Source organism: Chryseobacterium sp. CH21 (assembly GCF_004119445.1).
In the GTDB taxonomy this organism is placed as follows: Bacteria; Bacteroidota; Bacteroidia; order Flavobacteriales; family Weeksellaceae; genus Chryseobacterium.
The window spans coordinates 96,329-118,798 of record NZ_QICI01000051.1 but is presented as its reverse complement, the minus strand read 5'-3'; the positions used below and the strand labels follow the sequence as shown (position 1 = coordinate 118,798).

Annotated in this window: 10 protein-coding genes and 2 pseudogenes; 8 read left to right on the top strand and 4 right to left on the bottom strand. The window is 37.8% G+C overall.

Going from position 1 to position 22,470, the window contains the following annotated elements; translation table 11 throughout:
- From BOQ62_RS11480 to BOQ62_RS11470, 4 genes and pseudogenes are all read left to right on the top strand, one after another.
- A pseudogene (locus tag BOQ62_RS11480) lies at positions 1-232 on the top strand (protein-disulfide reductase); the annotation flags it as partial.
- Between the two features lie 6 nt (positions 233-238).
- On the top strand, positions 239-439 hold the full coding sequence (locus BOQ62_RS23195; RefSeq protein WP_228413983.1) for a thioredoxin family protein: 201 nt from the start codon (positions 239-241) through the stop codon (positions 437-439).
- 41 nt (positions 440-480) lie between these two features.
- Complete coding sequence (locus tag BOQ62_RS11475; protein ID WP_228413982.1) at positions 481-1,359, top strand: thiol:disulfide interchange protein; 879 nt, start codon at positions 481-483, stop codon at positions 1,357-1,359.
- Between the two features lie 324 nt (positions 1,360-1,683).
- Positions 1,684-2,943 (top strand): hypothetical protein, encoded by a 1,260-nt coding sequence (locus BOQ62_RS11470; protein ID WP_129039592.1) that lies wholly within the window; start codon positions 1,684-1,686, stop codon positions 2,941-2,943.
- A 65-nt stretch (positions 2,944-3,008) separates the two neighbouring features.
- Here the strand turns inward: BOQ62_RS11470 and BOQ62_RS11465 are convergent, their stop codons facing one another.
- Positions 3,009-3,566: a DUF4840 domain-containing protein gene (locus BOQ62_RS11465; RefSeq protein ID WP_129039590.1), complete on the bottom strand. Its 558-nt coding sequence runs from the start codon at positions 3,564-3,566 to the stop codon at positions 3,009-3,011.
- A 250-nt stretch (positions 3,567-3,816) separates the two neighbouring features.
- Between BOQ62_RS11465 and BOQ62_RS11460 the strand changes: the two genes are divergently transcribed.
- On the top strand, positions 3,817-4,377 hold the full coding sequence (locus tag BOQ62_RS11460) for a TetR/AcrR family transcriptional regulator (protein ID WP_129039589.1): 561 nt from the start codon (positions 3,817-3,819) through the stop codon (positions 4,375-4,377).
- A complete protein-coding gene (locus BOQ62_RS11455; RefSeq protein ID WP_129039587.1) occupies positions 4,374-5,222 on the top strand; it encodes a sialate O-acetylesterase in 849 nt (282 codons plus the stop codon). The genes BOQ62_RS11460 and BOQ62_RS11455 overlap by 4 nt, the downstream gene beginning before the upstream one ends.
- 39 nt (positions 5,223-5,261) lie before the next feature.
- Here the strand turns inward: BOQ62_RS11455 and BOQ62_RS11450 are convergent, their stop codons facing one another.
- From BOQ62_RS11450 to BOQ62_RS11440, 3 genes are all read right to left on the bottom strand, one after another.
- Positions 5,262-5,960 (bottom strand): DUF1826 domain-containing protein, encoded by a 699-nt coding sequence (locus BOQ62_RS11450; protein WP_129039585.1) that lies wholly within the window; start codon positions 5,958-5,960, stop codon positions 5,262-5,264.
- Between the two features lie 169 nt (positions 5,961-6,129).
- A complete protein-coding gene (locus BOQ62_RS11445; RefSeq protein WP_129039583.1) occupies positions 6,130-7,992 on the bottom strand; it encodes a T9SS type A sorting domain-containing protein in 1,863 nt (620 codons plus the stop codon).
- Positions 7,993-8,063: 71 nt separating this feature from the next.
- Positions 8,064-12,953 (bottom strand): PKD domain-containing protein, encoded by a 4,890-nt coding sequence (locus tag BOQ62_RS11440; RefSeq protein ID WP_129039581.1) that lies wholly within the window; start codon positions 12,951-12,953, stop codon positions 8,064-8,066.
- Between the two features lie 550 nt (positions 12,954-13,503).
- Between BOQ62_RS11440 and glsA the strand changes: the two are divergent.
- A pseudogene (glsA, locus tag BOQ62_RS11435) lies at positions 13,504-14,516 on the top strand (glutaminase A).
- Between the two features lie 880 nt (positions 14,517-15,396).
- Entirely contained in the window at positions 15,397-22,458 is a 7,062-nt protein-coding gene (locus BOQ62_RS11430; protein ID WP_228413979.1) for a type I polyketide synthase, read from the top strand.
- The last annotated feature ends 12 nt before the right edge of the window (positions 22,459-22,470 follow it).

Here is a 22,470-nt window from a genome sequence, read left to right as displayed (position 1 = left end):
GAAAACCAAAATAGACCTTGGTGAAGGACAGATCAAAAAAGTAAAAACAATTGGTGACAGATGGAGTTTATTCCAACAGGTTAACTTTAACAATAACTCCCAGCCTCACTATGTATTAATCACTCCGGACGGAAAAGTAATCAATACTCCTGTTTCAGGATATATGCTAAAAGAGGATTTCAAAAAATTCCTTGAATGTGGTATTAATTATTATAAAAAAAATATTAAATAAAAAAGTATGAAAAAGTTGATCGTTTTATTGTTAATAACCTTTGGAGCTTGTACCTATGCTCAAGGAATTAAATTTGAAGAAAGTAAATTTGCCGACATTCTTATTAAGGCTAAAAATGAAAATAAACTTGTCTTCATTGATGCATATACTACATGGTGCGCACCCTGTAAATTAATGGCAAAAATATTTTCACATTACCTATTGTAGGAAGTTATTTTAATGAAAATTTTATTAATGTAAAAATTGATATGGAGAAAGGAGAGGGAATTAAACTCGCAAAAAAATATAAGATAAACTCCTATCCTACCTATTTGTTTCTCAATAGTAAAGGTGAAGAAATACATCGAGGTTTAGGTTCATATTCTAATGAAAATGACTTTATCAAGGTTGCAAAGGATGCGCAGGACCCTAATAGAAACCTTTCAGTTCTCAAGCAAAGATTTGAAAAAGGAGAAAATAATTCTGATTTTTTGAAAAATCTGATAACGTTAACTATTAATATTGATCCAGACTTTTCGATCAATGTTTTTGAAAGATATTTAAATTCCAAAGGTCAAATAGATAAAGAGGATATTAAATTATTAACATCCCATATTATAAGTACAAAATCTTCTTTGTATAATTTTTTCCAAGAAAAAAAAGCTATTATCATAAAAGCTATTTCAGAAGAAGAATATAGTGCTTTGGATAAAAAAATTAAAATAAACACTCTTGTTAAGAGTTTTCAACAAAATTCAAATAAATTTAATGATGATAGTTTCTTAGCTGAAGCAGGAAAGTTCTTAGGTAGGGAAGAAGCTGAAAATGAACTTTTGAAATTCAAGGCTTCACAAGCTCTATACAACAAAGATATTGCTACTTATGAAAATTTAACACTTAAAATATTTAAAGATTATTCTACAGCTAATTATCAAGAACTTAATTCAGCAGCGTGGGCTTTTTTTGAAAAAGTAAATACAAAATCCTCGTTGGAAATGGCTATCATATGGGCTCAAGAGTCTATAAAAAAGGATAAAAATTATTATAACACCGATACTTTGGCAAATTTGTATAAAAAGATTGGAGATGATGTTCAAGCTAAAAAATGGGAAGAAGAAGCTAGTAATCTTAAGTTGTCTAAAAAGTAATGGCAAAATAAAGAGATTAATTTGATTCGATATTAAACCGATAATAAACCTGTTTAAACTTTCATCTTTCCTGAGTAATAAAATAGAGACAGAAGATAATTCCTCGCAATTGGAAGAAAGGTTCTGAAAGTTTTTTAAGGTTCTTTAATAAGGGAAATAACTCCAATCTCCTTTATCATCTTTAAGAATTTGAATTCAAAATAAAAAACAGTCTTTTTTAAGGCTGTTTTTTATTTTTTGAAGTCTCTTCAACTTCAAAAATAGCGAAAAAGGGTAATTTCCTGATACTTGTGTACAGGGTAACTTTATCAAAAAATAAGTACCATGGACGCAATTATTAAAAAACTATCAATTTTAAGTGTGCTGATTTCATTCATGAGTTTCTGCTCCTTCCTGTTTGCGCAGGTTTATCCAATCGGACAGATGTTTTTGACTACTTACGGTCAGTCTTTTACGATGTACAATACAGGAGTGATTGTTCAGGACGGCAATCCGGGAAATGCCGGCCAGGCCGTATATGATCAAACAGGAATTAATTATTTACTTCTACCATCTGCCATTCCTTACCAAAAGGCTTTTTTTCTGGATTTTAATAAAAATATTATAGAATTAGATTACAGATATGGATACCGTGTCGTTGGCTATTCCAATATTCCTGTTCCGCCGCCGCCAGTTATGTACCTGCCAAAGCCTACATATGATAATCAGATAGGAATTGAAACAGCTGATGGATTGAGACCGTTACCTACGCAGATTATTGATGAGCAAAAACCTTTTGGAGATGTCATGATGACCAGCGAACAAACTGCGGTAGACTGTTATAAGAATTCTCTGAATTTTGACGGCTCATTAAATCAGATCAAATTCGGGGACTGTATGGTAACAAATATGGCTGGTAAAAAAGAGCTTGAAATTTATAAATGCGCCAAAAATTCAGCAACCATGGAGGAACAGAGCCTTTGTATGCTGAGTATTTTAGGCGGTTCAAAAGAAAAGCAGATTACTCAGGATATGCTGAAATGTTATAAAGAATATGGTGGCAATTATGAAATGTATCCACTCTGTTTCGCTGATAAAGTAAATGATCCTGAGCTCAAGCAATTAGTCTCCTGCTTTAAAGATCAGGCCAACAGTGGCGAAATATCTTTCATGGGAACTGCCGTGTGTTATGGAGCAAGTAAACTTAATCTGAATACAGAAGCCCAGATAGCCGTTGAGTGCGCGGTAAGTACCGGAGGGCAACCGTATGCATTTGCAGGTTGTGCAGGAGGCCAACTCACCTATCGTGAATTAAATAAATGTTTAACAAATGGCGTAGGTGGTGATAACGGATGTTTCGGAAAGAATAACACAATCGTTAAAGGATTAAATCAAATTGGAGATGCTTTAAAAGGTCAGTTTGGTCCCAATAACGATATTGTCAAAACATGGAATACTACCGTTCATGATTTACAATATGGCCCCGGAAAAAATCATGAAGCAGTAAAAGTCGTTAGAAATATAAGCAACGAACTGGGAAAAGCAGGAACTAATGTCGCCAAAGAAATAAAAAAAGTAGTTCCCAAAATAAAAATCAAATGGTAATGAATACGTTACATAAAAACAGATGCACTTATGTAAGTGCATCTGTATAATATTCTTTACGGTGATTACTTTTTCAGCATTTGAAAATTATATTTTATTGGATTGAAAGGATTTAAAGCTGTTCCTTCAACAGTTATTTTGCTCACAAGCAGTTCAAAATTCATATTTTGTGTATTCTGTTTGGTAAACAACCCTTTCTTGGAAGCTGTAAAGGTTATGACAACCTTCTTGTTTACCCCATCCACAGGAACCTGAACAGTTAATTCTTTAGGAAGAAGATTAAGCTCTATTTCTTTTTTATACTGGTATAAAACTGCAGTATAATCCAGATCATATTTTATTTTTCCGATGGCTGTTAAGGCTTGACTGGCTTTCGCAGGATCAGAAATTACGGCGTAAACAATCTCTTTCATAGGAAACTCTGAATAGGAAATCAGGTTTTTCTTGGTGGCAAAAGCAACCGCTGTTTCTCCGTTTACAGTTCCTTGGGATATACTTGCTTTTCCGGTATATTCACCATTAAGATCATCAAAACTAATGGTCACAGGATTAGGTTTTGGAGCATCGTCATCATTACTGCAACTTGTCAGAACAAAAGGAATAGCCAGTAAGATCACAAGCATAGAGATCAATTTACATGAATGATTTTTTCATTTTGATTTTGAATTAATTATTTTGATTAAAAAAAATTTACTGAGTACTCATCTCTATAAATACAGAATTTCCATATCCTTGCTTGGGATTTAAAAAAATAAATTCAATCAATTGATTTACTGTTTGTTATTTTTAACACCTGTTTCTATTTATTCTTATTTTTAAAATAAATGTCTCAAAATTGAGACATTTATCGTAAATTTGAGCCAATTAAAAATAATGAATACCCAACAAAAAATTATCGATACAGCTATAGCCGTCTTCAATGAGAATTTTTCAGCAACATTTGAAGAGATTGCAGTACACTGTAACCTTAACCGCAGAACATTGCACCGGTATTTTAAAAACCGGAACGAATTACTGGAAGCCTGCAACCAAAATATGATGCAGGCATGGGAAGAAGCTGCCATTAAAGCCTGCAGCAGCTCCTCTGATCCTTTGGTACAGCTTAAAAATTTATTATATGCCGGAATTGACAGCGGAACAAAGTATGCTTTTTTAATAAAACTAAACGAAATTGAACCTACCTACAAAACTGAAACCAGTAAAGAATATTTAAAAGTAAGAACCGACTTATTGGAAGCCTTGCAAAAACTACAGAAAGATAAGTTAATAGATAGTCAACTGCCACTACCCTGGATAACAATTCTTTTCACCAATTGTATCACAGCAACCATCACAGCATACAGATCGGGAGATATTGCGCCTAATGAAGTAAAGAAACTGGCCTGGAAATCATTCAGCAGAAGCATTGGTTTACCATTAAATAAACAATCATGATACATTCTTTTTTAATGATAGGCCAATCTAATATGGCCGGGCGTGGTTACGCTAAAGAAGTCCCTCCTATTTTTGATGAACATATTAAAATGCAGAGAAACGGATTATGGCAGATCATGTCTGAACCGATTAATTTTGATCGTCCCAGCTCAGGGGTAAGTCTTGCTTCATCATTTGCTGCAGCATGGAGACTGGATCATGAACAAGATGAAATTGGATTGATCCCTTGTGCCGACGGAGGTACAAGTCTTGATGACTGGGCTGTTGGCGGTTCACTCTTTGAAAATGCAGTATCACAAGCCAGACTTGCCCAGCGAACAAGTGAAATTAAAGGAATTTTATGGCATCAGGGCGAAAACGACTGTTCTCCTGAAAAGGCGGCGCAATATCAGGAAAAATTTGCTGTCATTATGGATACTTTGCGCCAGGAACTCAAGATTCCCGAGGTTCCTCTTATTATTGGAGGTTTGGGAGACTTTTTACCCAACGGAATATTTGGTCAGTATTTCACTCATTATTCTTTGGTCAACAGAGAGCTAGAAGACTTTGCCCAGTCTCATAAAAACTGTTATTTTGTTACAGCAAAAGGACTCACTGCCAATCCTGACAGCATTCACTTCAATGCGCAATCACAAAGAGTACTGGGAATAAGGTATTATCATGCTTATCGTGATCTTAAGGATATTTTCAACCCAATCGTTGATGAAGAAAATAGATTGGATTCAATCTATAACCGTACTTATACCAAGACAGAAAAAATTAAACGGTTGGAACATGATTTTGCGATCGGAAATATTGAAAGTAAAGATTATTTGAACAAACTAACTGCATTGAGTCAAGAGTAAAAGAAGGCTTCAAATTGACTTTTATTCAAAATACAATCATCAGCAAATTAAGAGTAAACGGTATTCACCGTCATTTTCTACAGGTGCTCTGTGAACACAAGGTAAAGCTTCCTGATCAGGATGATCTACTGCGATTCTCCAAAGATGACCAACCCCTAAATTGACAGGCTTTGCATTGGGTTTAGGCTGATAATGAAGATCAAAGAAATACTCTTTCAGGAAATCTTCAAATTCGCCTTCAGTGCCGCCATGTAATTTTCTGAGCTGTTCGCGGATTTCAGGAATTAAAATTTTTTGTTCCACCTGATCATTGGATATAATATCACTTGCCGTCCCATGGTAAGTGCATAAAAAAGTGTCCGTCCCGACAGGTGAGCGGTCTACATGATATGAGTATACATCTGTTGAAATGAAACCAAGCTCTTCATCCCGTTCATAGCATTTAAGTAAATTAAGAGAGGGTGATGCACCAAGATGTTCTAACAACCGCATATCATTCAAAATAATTTCCCTTGCCATATTGCCTTCTTCAGAAAGCTTCAATGCTAAAAGATCTTCAGGGAAAACTTCGGTAATATTGTCTTCCAGCTGAAGTTTCAAGACAATTTCCTTAAAATCTCCGGCCAGGTTTCTCTGCCAGCAAACTGCATTCATAGCTCCATGAAAATTGGTTTCTATTAACTCAGAAAAAGAAGAAACTACTTCAACTTGACTGTTGTCAGAAAATGTATTGTTCATATTTTGAAATAAAGAGTTTTAGCGGCTCAATTCTTTGCAAAAATACAGAATAGCTGATCAAAAAAACACTATTATAAAGATATCCGGATATAAAACTGTACAAAAAAAACAGTGCCCTCTATCAGAGAACACTATTTATATATAAGGTTATTAATTTTCAGTTTTGTTTTTACTTCTTCAGGAGTTTTTCTGTTACTGTAGAAGATTTTGTTTTTAGTTTAATATAATATACTCCTAGTTGAAGAGAAGATAATACTACTTGTTCCTGCATCATATTCAAAGCTCCCTGTTTTACGAGTTGTCCTGTAGCACCAAAAATTTCGTAAGAAACCAAAGCTTCTTTACTTCTGATCGTAAGCACGTCCTGAACAGGATTCGGGAATAATTGAATTCCTGCCTGAACGGCTGTTTCTTCTACTGACATCTGGCTGCATGCTGATTTAGAATATTTTGTAATGAAAGACTGGGATTTCCCTCCCGTTACATTCACCGTCATGGTATTGACATTATCATTGGAATCTGTAAACAGCTGGTCATGGAAAAGACCTCCTAACACATAATTTCCGTCTTTATCTACAGCAATGGCTGTAAATTCGTCCTGAACCTGAAAGTTACTGTGAATTTCTCCGGTACCAATTACTGCTCCTGTATCTTTATTGAAACGTACCAGCAAAGGATCTGATAAATCCGAATTGGGACGTGTCATTGAAAAACTTCCCCAAACTTCATTCCAGCTTCCTTTTGCGTATGCCAGTTCATTTCCGTTCAGTGCAATTTTTCCTTTCATGAAACGGTACGCAGAAAAGCTTGTAAGTGCGTCCGGAACTTTTGCCCATTGTACTACTCCATCAGCATTAAGCTTCATCACAAAAGGAGTCTGCCCCTGATAGTTTTGTACAGGAAAAGAATAGTTCCCGAAAGTGGTAGGAACCGTTCCAGAAAAATAACGTCCTGAAATATAAATATCCGATGAGCCTGAAGCTTTGATCACAGAATGAATTTCATCATCCATAAATCCTGGAAGGCTATTATCGAATTCTTTTCTCCATAACTCTGCACCGGTACTTCCATTAAATGCAAGTATATAAGCATCTTTTGTAAAAGGAATATTATTGTACGAGAAGTCTTCCAGGTTACTGGTGTAATTCCCAACCATTCTTTTTCCGGCCAGGTAGTATCTGTTTAAACTTTCATCGTACAGCAGGTTTACTTTACCATCTGTTCCTCCTGCGCTTATTCCACCCGTAATAGGAAGCAATAAAGGAGTTGCCGGGGTCATATTCCCATTATCATAGTTGAATTTAACCAGATAATACTGAAACGATGTAGTAAACGTGGATGGAACCGTAATTAAACCATTTAAATGAGTTCCTGCTCTGAAACCCATAACAGCATGAATATTTTTGGATGAATCCATATACATCATCTGTACATCACAACGTCTGCTAAGATAGCTGACATCTCCCTGCAAAGCTTTACTCCAGTCCAATGTTCCGTCAGAAGTTTTATATTTAAGCAGATAACCTGCTTTATGTGCCGGCTCTACGGTCTGATCATAATATGTATACAAAGGTATTGTGTGAGTACCGTCAAAATGCATAGGAACAGCAGTAGGATCTCCGCTATATGAGTTGTTGTAAAGAGTAGCCATTACATAAAGTCCTCCATTATTATCCACTTCTATATGCCAGGCATTTTCACCATCTTCTGATCCTCCGATAACGGTAGACCATAATGTATTACCCTGGCAGTCTGTAGCAAACAAAACAAGATCACGAAGTCCATAATTAGGGACAGATACACCATTCAGATTCTGACCTCCGTTCCATACACTTGCAAGGTAGTAAGTGTTGTTATTGTTATCTACAACAATATCCCTTATAGATTCATCAAATTGGTAATTAAACCCCGGATCGGCAGAACCAGATTGTCCACCGGCCTGTTTTGCCCATTGCCATTGGTAAGTCTGGCTGAAAGATAATACCGGCAGCACAAGAAGCAATCCCCACAGTTTGTTTTTTAATCGTATCATATAAATTCATTTAATTTTCACATACTATAAAAAAACAGTGCTCTCCGAAGAGAACACTGATTTATAAGTTACTAATTTTTAATTAGTTTTCCTTGTAATGATGTGTCTCCCGTTTGTACGATAACGATATAAACACCTTGCAGCCAGCTGGAAACTTCTACATCTTCCTCTCCGGAAGCTGCTTTCACTTCTTTACGGAATTTGACATTGCCCATGGCATCAAAAACTGTAATCTGTTTTGCAAGTAATTTTTCATCGCCCGTATTATACGAGATTCTCACTCTTTCCTTCGCAGGATTCGGTATCATTTTCAGAGAAGAAACTGCAGTAGCGGTAACGCTTCTTGATGCACTTCTCATACCCATCCAGTCAGGATCTACCGCTTTGGTACTAAACTTACAAGTTTCATTATAGAATAAAACTTCGTCTGTACTCTGGAAGTTTGGATTCGGATAGAACGCCAGTGGATTAGCATTCATATCATACATTCCTCCAGCCGGAATTGTAATAATAGATGGAATATAAACTCCGTATCCATTAACACTTGTAACATTAAGGCTTATCGGCTGACCTCCTGTGTTGTAAATCGCACCATAAACGGCGTAGTGATCTCCAACCCACTTCATTCCTTTAATCTCTCCTTTAATCTTACAATCTGTTTCGTATCCGCATTCTTTACCTGGATAGTAATTCATAGTTCCGGATGTATACTGGCATCCTAAATGATCAATCTGTAGTTGGTAGGTACCTGCATTTCCAATAGCTAATGGGAAGATGAAATCATTATTCCCACTCTGAATACTGTTTCCGAACAGCATCCAATCATGATGATCAAATATTCCTTTTGGTCCTATGATATAGTTCTTCTCTCTAAGACATTCGTCATAACATCCTGTAGGGAATACCCACATCAGACTTTCAAGACTTAATGGTACTTCTACAGAATTAGATACTTTACAACCGCTTGGCGCAGTATAAGTAACCTGGAATACTCCTCCTTCATTTACTGTAATGGTCTGACCAGACATTCCGTTACTCCAGTTATAATCTCCCGCAGATGGTCCTGATGCAGTTAACTGAATTCTATAAGGCTGGCAGCTCACCAAGCTATACGTAGCAGTAACAGCTGATGGCGGGTTGCTTACCGTAAGGGTAAAGTTTTTAGAGCTTGTACATCCTGATGTACCCGGAGTTCTTACTTCCAGTGTATAGACATAAGTACCTGCCGTTAATGCTCCTGTATTTAAAGTAATCGGATAAGGAGCAGAAGTCCATGGTACTACTACCGAACCAGCTTTTTTCCATTGATATTCCAATGTATTATCGGTTACAAGACCAGTCAATACTGTAGAAGATCCTGCACAGATATTAGCTTTACCTGAAATATTTACATATGGAGCATTTTTAACAGTCACCGTTGCAGCTTTAGTACTCATGATGCTTGTTTTACAACCATCAGGCGATACCAATACCGGCCAGTAAGATCCTGACTGAGTCGGTGTGAATGTTATTGAATTTGGTGCTCCCGGTACTGGCTGAGAACCATTCATCCAGATATACTGGCTGGCAGTTCCTACCGAACCATTAAACACAAGTGTAGGAACAGATCCTGCACAAGCAACCACATTAATAGGCGAAATATTACCATCAATGAAGGCTTCTTTCACGCTAATATTAGCAACTGGTGAAGTGTATACACATCCGTTAGGGGTAGTGATTTTCAGCTGTACTGTCTTTGCACCACTTGTATTATAGGTAACTGTTGCACCTGCTCCTGAAGCCACATATGCTGTGCCATCAAAAAGCCACGTGTATGTATTAGCAGAGTTGTATCCAGCCGCAGTAAATGTAATAGGCTCACGTACACAGATCCATGCCGGAACCAGGAAGTTGGTACTAGGAACTGGAGCTAATGTAACAGTTTGCGTAGTAGTACACGATGGTTTTCCTGGCGCAGACATTGTCATGGTGAAGGTATAAGTACCTGGCGCAAGATTGTTGTAAGTAGCTGTCTGTCCTGTTTGGGTTGGCTGACCCGGACTAGTGAATGTATAGGTAATAGATGACTGATTGATCTCAAAAATAGTAGAACTATTGAAAAGAGTCACATTATATCCGCCTCCGCTACATACTGTGCTTACACTGAATTTAGGCTCGTAGTTCTTTCTTACTTCAACAGCTTTGCTATACCAGCATGATCCATATCTTAAACGTACAAAAACAATATGTGCTCCTGCAAGAGTAGTTTGATATGTTGCCGTAGGCTGTCCCTGAGGGGAAGTTAAAGTAAGTACACTGTCTGATGACCATTCGATCTGATCAGGAGTTCCGTTATACGTTAACCCTGAAGTAGAAATCGTATTACAACCGGACCATGTAGCCGTAAAGTTGATCTGAGGATCTGTATTACAAGTTCCGCTGCTTGGGCAAAGCTGGCTCACATTAATGTTTTGCGAATAAACCACACAACCATTAATATCTACAGCACGTACTCTATAGGTACCAAAAGCACCTGCACCTCCTATCGTATAAGAGTTCGTGGTAGCACCTGATATTGGCGCATTGTTTTTAAGCCATTGCCACGAAGTAATATTGGTAAGTCCTGTAGAACTGTTAGCCGTAAGCGTATACGGTGTCATTGTTGTAGGATCACATACCAGGATATTATATACCGGAGAAACTGTAATAATGGTTTCAGGATATATAGTAAAGTTAGCGCTTGCAGTAGGCTTATAGTTACATCCGTTAGTTCCTGTATAAGTTACTGTTACCGTTTGAGAAATGTTACTTCCTGAACCGTTCTGGATATATCCGTTATTCGGAAAGCTATAATTTCCAGATGGATTATAAGTAGTGGTATAAGTAGTTCCGTTAGCAAAAGTGAAAGTTACACTCGTTGCTGAAGTAATGGAACCCTGATTTACAGTGAATGTCAGATTAGAACCTAAACAAAGTCCTCCAACATTTGTGAAGCTCACCACAGGAAGTGGCAATAGAGAAACCGGAATACTGATAATTTTTGTTACTCCACATTTTACAACTCTTAAGTTCAGCGTAGTGCTGCTTGTTGAAGAAATTTCGTTGAAGTTTACAGTGATATTATTAGTACCCTGTCCTCCTACAACACTTCCGAAGTTCGCACTTCCGAATGTCCATTCCATAAAGTCAGGAACAATACCGTTCAGATTAGCCGTAAACGTTTGAGTACTACTTGGGCAGAAAGGTCCCGGATTAGGATTGATCGTAATTGTATTAAGATCCAATGGCGCTACACTGAACGAAATTGGAGCCGAAAGACATCCTGCATTACTCATAGATTTATTCTGTGCAGATACTGAATATGACGAAGCACCAGCATTAAATATAACCGTTACAGAAGATCCTGCGTTACTACCCTGGATTGTTCCGTTGGTAACACTCCAAACGGGAACCATCCCTGCATCAACAGAGCTGATGGTATATACATAAGGTTTTCCAGAACATACTTTAGTCTCTCCTGAAATAGTTCCTGTAGGTGGCTGTGGAATTGGTAATACCTTAATAATTCTTGGATTACTTTCACAACCTCCTCCTTGCTTCACAGCAACAATAGTATAAGTACCTGCTGTTGTAAAAGGATAAGTAAATGGTCCGGATACCACTCCCGATGTTACGGTAGATCCTCCTGTAGTTACTTTCCAGATAACAGGCACATTAGGAGTAGCTGTAAATGTCTGGCTTGTTCCTGCGCAGATCTCATCTACACCACCGCTTATCGTTACCGGCTGCTCTACTTCGATATCAATAGTAGCAATTCCTTCGCATGATAATAAAGTATTGAAGTAAGCTGCTTCAAGGTGATAAATTCCTGGCTGACTGGCTGAGAAAACAATTTCATTTCTCTGTTGGGTATTGACCAACTGACCTCCTGCAGGGCCTGATACATTCCAGTTAACTTTGGTTGTAGGCCATTGAGGAATAGAATAGGTATACTGCTTACCAGCACATACTTTCTCCTGTCCTTTAACTTTTGCATTCTTTAAAATCACTGGGATTTTAACAGTAGTCCATTCAGGACAAGCACATTCAGACATGTACATTACATATCCAAATCCATCTGTAGGATCTACCTGATCCCAAATTACTTCAATTTCGTTACCGTTATTGCTTACAATGTTTCCACCAATAACTTTCCATTGTCCTTTGTTACATCCATCCTCTGCATTGTATTTCTCTGTACTTCCTTCGCAAACTACAGAAGCACAGTTGATCTGCACAGGGTAAGATTTCACTACTTTGATCTCCTTCTTATACTTACTCTGGCATCCGCACTTATTGGTTACCGTAAGCTGAATGGTATAATTACCAGGATTAGTATAAACATGAGACGGTTCAAAAGCAGTGGAAGTGGAAGTACTTCCATCTCCGAATTGCCAGAAATAATTGACAATATCTGAACCTCCGTTTTGTTCGGAAAGGTTATCAAAATACACCGTTGTATTGTTACATACGGTATAATCCAGATTCAGCAATTCAAATTTAGCAATTGGTCTGTTGATTTTTTCAATACAGATGGTCTGTGTTTCCACAGTTCCGTCGTTGTAAGTGATAACAGCCTGTAAAGAACCATTACCGGCGGCACCCCACGTAACATACGCTAAGGTATTTCCGGTTCCGGAAATTGTGGCTGTTCCTCCTGAGACTGACCATTGTACGTTAGAAACGTTCGATCCCTGCACCAGATATTTAACAGGATCTATTGATTTCTCGCAGACCCTGAGACACTGGGCAGAATTGATGTAGGAACTGGCGATTCCGTTGTCAGGAACCTGACCTTCTTTTTCGCCGCGGAATTCCTGGCATCCGACCTCTTCGGTCCATGTAATTCGAGCTTGTGCTTGTAGTACCCAAGGTACCAAAAGCCAACATAGCAGGAGCCATCTGAAGACGTGCTGCCTACCAAAATAGGTGTTGTTTTTCATAGTTATTAAAAAAGTGCTATTAATTTTTTGTCAAATTAACAAAAAAAACAATATAATAATCATTTAATAGTGAAAAAATAACACAATTTTACAACTGAACACCAACAATATAGACTAATCCCTACTTATATGTTATTTCACCTGCATATTAGTTATATAAAAAAATTTACTTTTTTAAAAAGATGGAGTACTAAACCTGTTTTAAATAAATAAAATACCAAATTTTAAACATTATTAAAAACCAAAACAAGTATTAAAAAACATCAATAATGAATTTTATTAATTAGAAAACAATAATAAATTAAAAATAATAACAATGAAATTCTGGTTAAAAAAGAAAAATTGTAAGCGAAATCTTTTTCTTTTTAAAATATTTTTCATCTACTGAATCCCCCTTCCCACTACGCCTTACGTAAATTATCTCATTTCATGTAGAAATACTCTATGAGGACTCATGAACGCCAAAAAAGAGAATTACAGACAATACTAAAAATATTTTATCTTTGCTTTCTCAGGCATATCATAAACATTTTATTTGAAGATTTTCCCTATGAAAAACAATAGCTTTTTATCCTCTGCAAAAGGAATCTGCGCTGCAGCTTTTTTTGTCTTAAACACAACTGTTTACGCTCAGAAAACTGTAGATATTTCAACTCTATCAGAGAAAACACTTAATACCATTCTGGAAAAAACAGAGCTTATTATACCCAAGGTAAAGTAGCAGACTACATTCCTGAACTGGGAAAAATGGATGCCAAAGCCATTGCTTTTTCAGTAGTAGACAAAAACGGTAAGGTATTTAACACAGGTGATGTGAATAAGAAATTCACCATGCAGAGCATTTCCAAAATCATATCATTAATGGTAGCCGTAAACGAAAAGGGAGAAGCTAACATATTTGACAAAATGGGATATTTCGGTTCCGATAAACCTTTCAACCACTTTTCAAATCTGGAAACAACTGGAAAACCGCTTAATCCAATGATGAATGCCGGAGCAATTCTTACGACCTCATTAATTTCAGGAGATGGAGAAAAGCCATTCCTTAAAATACTGGACATGGTAAGATATATCACCAAAAATCAGACAATCGATTATAACAAATCCGTTTACGAATCTGAAAAAGCTACAGGACACCGTAACCGTGGTATGTTTTATATCATGAAAAACAGCGGACTGATTTCCGGAAATGAAGACCAGCTGGACAATTATTTCAAACAATGTTCTATTGAACTTACAGCAGAGGATCTTGCAAAAATAGGATACTTCTTTGCCAATCAATGCGTAAGATTTGATGGAGATTCCACTTACAAAAATGCTGATATGGCAAAACTGGTAGAATCCCAAATGCTGACTGCCGGAATGTATGAGTTCAGTGGAGAATATTCCAGAATGGTAGGTTTACCAAGCAAATCTGGTGTAGGAGGCGGAATTACCGTAAGTGTTCCTGGAAAAATGGGAATTGGTGTATTTAGTCCTTCGTTAGATCAACACGGAAATTCATTAGCAGGGTATCACATGATTTTAGACCTTGCAAAACAATACGGATTAAGTATATTTTAAATTTTATGCACTATTAATTTATCTATCATCACACTACCCTATAATTGATGTGAAGCAGTCTTTTAAAGCGTATTCATTTAAAAAAAATCTTAACGGTTAACCTATTCAAAAACAGTAAGTAGATCAGACACTTACTGTTTTTTATGAATTCCTAAAAGATAATTTAATTATTTGTTAAAATTCATATCTGTTTATTTATCAAAAAGATAGATGAAATTCATAAATAACTCAGATTAAATCACAACATATTGATTAATTTTATGTAAATTAGCCTATCCGATTTATTAGATTGATAAAGGCTATTCTAACATTTTCCAACCTTACTCGTGGTATATTATCTTTTTGTAATATACCCAAAACAAATCTCTGTTTTTTGAAATATTTTATTTTTTATTCCTATATTTGCTTAACATTTTTTTAACTATAAATATTTATATTTAAAATTAATCAGATTGTATCGTCACGTTTCTAAGAATAACAAAACAATAAATATACTTTAATAGTATTTGAACAATTAATATTTTCCTATTAATAAATCATTATCAAATAACACTTATTATTGAAGATATATTACAGTTTAATTATTTTTATTTCCTCATAACACAAAATCATCATTAACACTGGTGATATTGATGTTTTGTTATGAGATATCATTAACTATTCCTATACCGTAAATGCTATGAAAAACTTGACTAAAATCAGGCTAATGCCTTTTGAAAAACCGGACATCACCCTTACATTAACCCTTCTATTGATAAATAATAGATTGTTGAATAATTACCACAAAACGATTAAAATCGTTAATGATTTAACAAAAACCAATTTTATTATATCATAACAAAAGCAGTCGCCTTATTACCGAAAGGCAAAGCATTTTGCTATGAATCTCTTGCTATCATTCAATAATTATCATGCCATGAAAAACTTACCCATTATTGGACTGACGCCTTTTGAAAAACCAGACGTTAACCTTATATCCAAACTGTATCAGGCGGGTGCATTTCCCGTTTTGAGTTTAGGAAATGAGATAACAGCTGCACAGGAAGCGTTACATCAACTTGACCAGATAGACGTACCATCATATGGTATTTATTTTTCTAATGACAATTTCGCCTCTCTTCAAACTTCTGAAAAAGTAAGATTTGCGATCCTTCCGTTTGGAATGTCTAAACCCTTACACTTACCTGCAATATATCAGGTGAATAGTTTGCAGGAAGCCATGCAAGCTGAACAGGCGGGAGCAGAGGGAATCATTATCAAAGGAAATGAAGCAGGCGGATTAGTAGGTTACGAATCTACGTTTGTATTATTTCAGCGTGTGATCAAAGAAATCCAAAGCATTCCGGTGTGGGTACAGGGAGGAATAGGTCTCCATACCGCAGCGGCATCAAAAGCTTTGGGAGCAACAGGAATTGTACTGGATAGTCAGTTGGCTTTATTCCCTGAAAGTTCAATTCCTCAGGATCTGAAAGAAGTATGCTCAAAATTGAATGGTACAGAAACTAAGGTGATTGCTAACCACCGTGTATTGGTGAGACCCAACTCGCCCACGTTACCCGAAAACCCAACCGCTGAAGATCTGAAACAATACTTTTCAGGCTTCGATCTTAGCACCTGTTATATCCCTATGGGACAAGACATTTCATTGGCAACAGATCTGTATGAAGACTTCAAAACACTGAAAAAGCTTGTTTTCGGATTTAAAGAAGCTATGTATGGACATCTAAAGCAGGCTAAAGCATTAAAAGTTATTGATAAAAACAACTCTTTGGCTCAGGAATTGGGATTACAATACCCTATTGCTCAGGGTCCGATGACTCGTGTGAGTGATGTTCCTTCATTTGCCAATGCTGTAGCAGATGCCGGAGCTTTACCTTTTGTTGCGTTATCCTTATTAAAAGGAGAGTCTGCAAAATCTTTGGTAATGGACACTAAAAAACTGGCAGGTGAAAAAACTTGGGGTGTAGGAATCCTGGGATTTGCTCCACAGGAATTAAGAGATGAACAGACCTCATATATATTAGAAGCGAAACCTCCAGTAGTTTTGATTGCAGGAGGAAGACCCGCTCAGGCCAAAGTATTTGAAAAAGCAGGAATAAAATCATTCTTACATGTTCCTTCCTCTGCCCTTCTTGATATTTTCCTGAAAGAAGGGGCTAAAAACTTCATTTTTGAAGGACGTGAGTGTGGAGGCCATGTAGGACCTCTTTCGAGTACAGTTCTTTGGGAAAAACAAATTGAACGTATTTTAAAAGAAGACCACCCTGAAAACATCAGTGTCTTTTTTGCAGGAGGAATTCATAATGCATTTTCAACCGCATTTGTCTCTATTATGGCTGCGCCATTGGCTGCAAGAGGAGTGAAAATTGGAGTATTGATGGGTACTGCCTATCTGTATACGCATGAAGCTGTAGAAACCGGAGCTATTCAGGAGGAATTCCAGGCTCAGGCAATGCAGGCTCAGGATACTGTTTTACTGGAAACAGCTCCGGGGCATGAAACCCGTTGTTTAAATACTGCTTTTGCTACCCATTTTAATACCGAAAAAGCAAAACTTCTTGCTGCCGGAATGGATAAAAAACAGGCATGGGAACAACTTGAAAAATTAAATGTAGGCCGTTTACGTATTGCGGCTAAAGGGATAGAACGTCAGGGTGATAAATTAGTTAATATTCCTAAAGATGATCAGTTAGACCTAGGAATGTACATGATCGGGCAGGTTGCTACGATGCATAACCATGTCATCTCATTGGCAACTCTTCACCAAAATGTGGTAGACAATTACGAACATATTCAGGATGCAGCGTTACCGGAAGAACCGGTTTCTACAGAAAAACCTCTGGACATCGCTATCGTAGGAATGGAATGTATTTTCCCGGGTGCCAAAAACCTTGATGAATACTGGAGAAATATCATTCTAGGAAAAGACAGCGTTACCGAAGTACCGGATGAAAGATGGAACAAAGACCTTTATTATAAACCGGATTCTAACGAATCTGATGTATCTCATTCCAAATGGGGAGGATTTATTCCTAAAATTGATTTCGATCCGTTGGCATTTGGTATTCCGCCACAATCGCTTGCCGCTATTGAACCTACACAGCTTTTAACCCTGTTGGTTGCAAAACGCGCGATGGAAGATGCAGGATATGGTGAAAAACATATTAACAGAGAAAACACTTCTGTGATTATAGGTGCTGAAGGAGGTAATGACCTTGCCAACAGCTATAGTTTCAGAGGATATTATAAGCAGGTTTTCGGAGAACTTCATGAAGAAGTAAAAGAAGCCTTCCCACATACTACAGAAGATTCATTCCCAGGTATTCTGGCGAATGTAATCGCAGGTAGAATTACAAACCGTCTGGACCTTGGCGGTAGAAACTTTACGGTAGATGCAGCATGTGCTTCTTCACTCGCGGCTATTGACCTGGCTTGCCAGGAACTTGTATTAGGAAAATCTGATATGGTTCTTGCAGGAGGTGCAGATTTGCACAACGGAATCAATGATTATCTGATGTTCTCCAGTACACACGCTTTATCAAGAAAAGGTAGATGTGCCACATTCGACGATGAGGCAGACGGTATCGCCCTTGGAGAAGGTATTGCCATCCTTGTTTTAAAAAGATATGAAGATGCAATACGTGACGGTGATCGTATTTATTCAGTAATCAAAGGAGTTGGAGGATCCAGTGACGGTAAAGCGTTAGGATTAACGGCTCCTAGAAAAATAGGTCAGGTAAGAGCATTAGAGCGTGCTTACTCCCAGGCAGGGATCAGTCCCGCTTCCGTAGGTCTTGTAGAAGCTCACGGTACAGGAACAGTAGTGGGTGATAAAACTGAACTTAGTGCACTGACGAATTTATTCAGCCGCTCAGGAGCTTTACCTGGACAGACTCATTTAGGTTCTGTAAAAACACAGATCGGACATACCAAGTGTGCAGCAGGATTAGCAGGATTAATCAAAGCTTCCCTTGCGGTATACCACGGGGTAAAGCCACCCACCCTACATCTTCAGCAACCTAATGCTTACTATAATGCAGTAACCAGCCCATTTGCTTTCCATGCAGAAAGTGGATTGTGGGGCGAAAAGAACCGTTATGCAGGGATCAGTGCCTTCGGGTTTGGAGGAACGAACTTCCACACCGTTATTGCGAACCATCCAAAGCAGGATAATTCAATTGCAATGCAGTCATGGCCTTCAGAATTGTTTGTTTTCCGTGGAGATACGTATGGAGAAGCCAAAGGAGAATCGAGCAAGGTTAAGGCTTTATTAGAAATTAACGATGGTATTCCATTAAAAGATATCGCTTATAGTTTAAGCATCAGCTCAGAAAAGCCAATCCAGTTCAGCATTGTAGCAGATACCGCAGAAGACCTGATGATGAAGCTTGAACTGGTACTGCTAGGGATTGAGACAAAAGACACCTTTACGGTTAACAAAAAAGAAGGTAAAGTAGCATTCACATTCCCTGGACAAGGTAGCCAGAGGATCAATATGGCTCGTGACTTATTTGTGGTTTTCCCTACTATGCGTAAAATTATTGATGAGTATCCTGAACTTGAAAAAGTAGTGTTCCCATCGAAAACCTTTAATGAAGCTGATTTAAAACAACAGAAAGAAACCATTAAAGATACCCGTTTAGCACAACCGCTTTTAGGAATTGTAGACCTTGCATTGGCTAAATTCCTGGAATCATTGGGTATTATCCCTGATATGCTTGCAGGCCACAGCTATGGTGAAATTCCGGCTTTATGCTTTGCAGGAGTATTTGGAGAAGATAAACTGGTTGGCTTAAGTGTTCAGAGAGCGCAGTCTATCTTAGATTCAGTAGAGGGCGGAGATCCAGGTTCCATGCTGGCAGCAAGCGCTACTGCGGAACGTTTACAGCCTATTATTGCTAAAGTAGAAGGATGTTATCCTGTAAACTTCAACGCTCCTACTCAATGTGTGATCGCTGGAAGTACAGAAGCTATTAATAAATTACTGGAAGTTCTTAAACAGGAAGGTATTTCTGCTAAAAAACTTGAGGTTGCATGCGCATTCCACAGTCCGTTATTGGCAAAATCCAAGGATTTATATGCAGAAGTTTTAAAAGACGTTCCTTTCCAGGAAATGCAGATCCCTGTGTGGTCCAATACGACAGCAGAAGTATATCCGGCGAATCCATCAGAAATAAAAGAAAGACTTACTGATCATTTGGTACAGCCCGTAAGATTTGTAGAACAGCTTCAGGCCATGTATAACGACGGAGCAAGAATCTTCATCGAAGTAGGACCAGGAAAAGTACTTACCGGATTGACCAAATCTTGTCTGGAAAAAGATCAGCTGACCTTATATGTTGAAGACAACAGCCGTAATAAATTCAGTCATCTGCTTTGTATGCTGGCACAATATTTAGGAACTGGCCGAAGCTTTAACATTGATAAACTTTTTGACGGCAGAAGCGTTACGATCATTGATCTTAACCAGCCTGAGCTTTACAAAAAAAGCCCTGCTATCTGGCGTGTTAACGGGCAGACTGCCCACCCAACTACTGGTAATCTACCATCTAATGGTGCATTGCCAATTATAAACCCAATTCCCATGAATAACTTTACGAATAACCCACAGGCACCCGCAACGGAAGCTCAGTCTACTGCTGAACGCATGTTGCAGGAATATTTGAACAGCATGAAATTAATGATACAGGCACAGCGCGATGTGATGCTTTCCTTTATGGGACAGAATCCTCAGGCATTCCCTGCTCCTGTATACCATTCACCAGCACCCGCTGCTGCACATCAGCCTATATCTACCATTCCGGTTCAGCCTGTTCAGCAGGAAAGACCTGTAGTTGTAGCTGCTATAAAACAAGCTCCTTCAAGAGATATCAAGTCTTTATTACTACAGGTGGTAAGTGACAAAACCGGATATCCTCAGGAAATGCTGGGTATGGAAATGGACCTGGAAGCAGATTTAAGTATTGATTCTATTAAAAGAGTTGAGATCATCGGAACACTTCGTAACGAACTGGGAACTCTTGGGAACGGAAATATCAGTGAAGATACCGTGATGGAACAGCTTGCAGGAATAAAAACATTAAGCGGATTGGTTTCATGGCTTACTGAATTTTCAGGATCTGAATCAAATGCTGCGCCTGAAAAAAACGGAACAGCAACTGAACCAATAGTTTCAAAATCACAAACTCAACCGGCATTCTCTCTTGAAGATCTTCAAAATGCCATCTTGAATATCGTAAGCGAAAAAACAGGTTATCCGAAAGAAATGTTAGGGCTTGACCTTGATTTGGAAGCGGATTTAAGTATAGACTCCATCAAACGTATGGAAATCATTGGTGATCTTAAAACTAAGATCGGGTTTGGTCAAAACCTTGAACAGGCTGATGATGTGATGGAAAAACTGGCTGCCATTAAAACCCTTCGTGGTCTGGCAAGCTGGATCAGCGAAATGAATGGTGAAACCAACGAAGCAGCTCAGGAAGTGAAAGAAGAAAATACTACAGAGCCAACTCAAAATGTATTGTCACGTCTCCGTTTTGACATCACTCCTACCGATGCTTCTAAAGTACAAAATACTGAAGTACTACAGGGAAAACGTTTTGCCATTACACAAGATGACAGCCAACAAACCTCAGCAATCAAAGATGCATTGGAAAAACATGGTGCCATTGTAGAATTAGTAGATACAGAAAAAGATCTTTCCAATATCGACGGATTAATTATGCTGGATTTATTCTCAGCAGCTGATAAACCAAGCATTATCGATCACGTAGACCTGATCAAAAAACTGGATTTTGATAAAGCAAAATGGGTATACCTGATCTCAGATATTCCAGCACACCTTCAGGAAATTACAGATGCAAGCATATTACGTCATCATCAGGGCTATCCGGGACTTTTCAAAAGTTTAGCAAGAGAATTTGATAATACAACGTGTAGATTAATCAGCCTGAGCACCCCTCAGGAAGTAGATCAGATTGCTGAAATTACATTGAAAGAGATTCTTACCAACGATAAACCTGCTGAAGTTATTTATAAAAATGATCAAAGACATAAAGTAGATATCATCCCCTCTCCATTATCAACAAGCTTACATGAAGCCCACATCCAATTAGATCAGAAATCTGTTGTTTTGGTATTGGGAGGCGCACAGGGAATCACTGCCGAGTTGGTAAAACACATGTCTCAGGCTTATCCTTGTACTTATATTCTGGTAGGAAGATCAGCTGACCCAAGAAATGAACTTTCGGCGAAAGACTTTGAAGGCATGAAAACCAAAGAAGAAATCAGAGGTTTCTTAATCAAGTCTGGTCAATTCACTTCTCCTTCAGAAATAGAAAAAGAAACGACGAAGATTTTCAAAAATAATCAGATCCTGCGCACCATCCGTGATATGGAAAACCTTGGAAATACCATCATTTACCAATCACTGGATCTTTGTGACGAAGAAGGTTTAAGCAATCTGATCAGCAGTATCTATGAAAAATACAACCGTCTGGATGGAGTGATTCATGGTGCAGGTCTTTTAGAAGATAAATTATTCAAACAAAAGACAACAAGCTCTTTCGGACGTGTATTTGACACCAAAGTTAAACCACTTCGTGTACTGGCAGAACAACTTCGTTCAGACTGTCAGTTTGTAGTATTATTCTCAAGTATCGCTTCCGTATACGGTAACAAAGGGCAGACAGATTATGCTGCGGCCAACAGCGTACTGGATGATTACGCGAATGCTTTAAACAAAAGATTAAAAGGAAAAGTAATCTCTATCAACTGGGGGCCATGGAAAGGTGCCGGAATGGTTTCTTCCACCCTTGAATCAGAATACGAACGCAGAGGTATTTCTATGATTCCATTGGATGAAGGAAAAGAAATCTTCCTTAACGAGATTAAATACGGAACGGAAAGCCAGGTGCTGATCATGTCAGGAAATAATTGGTAAAACACTGTATAA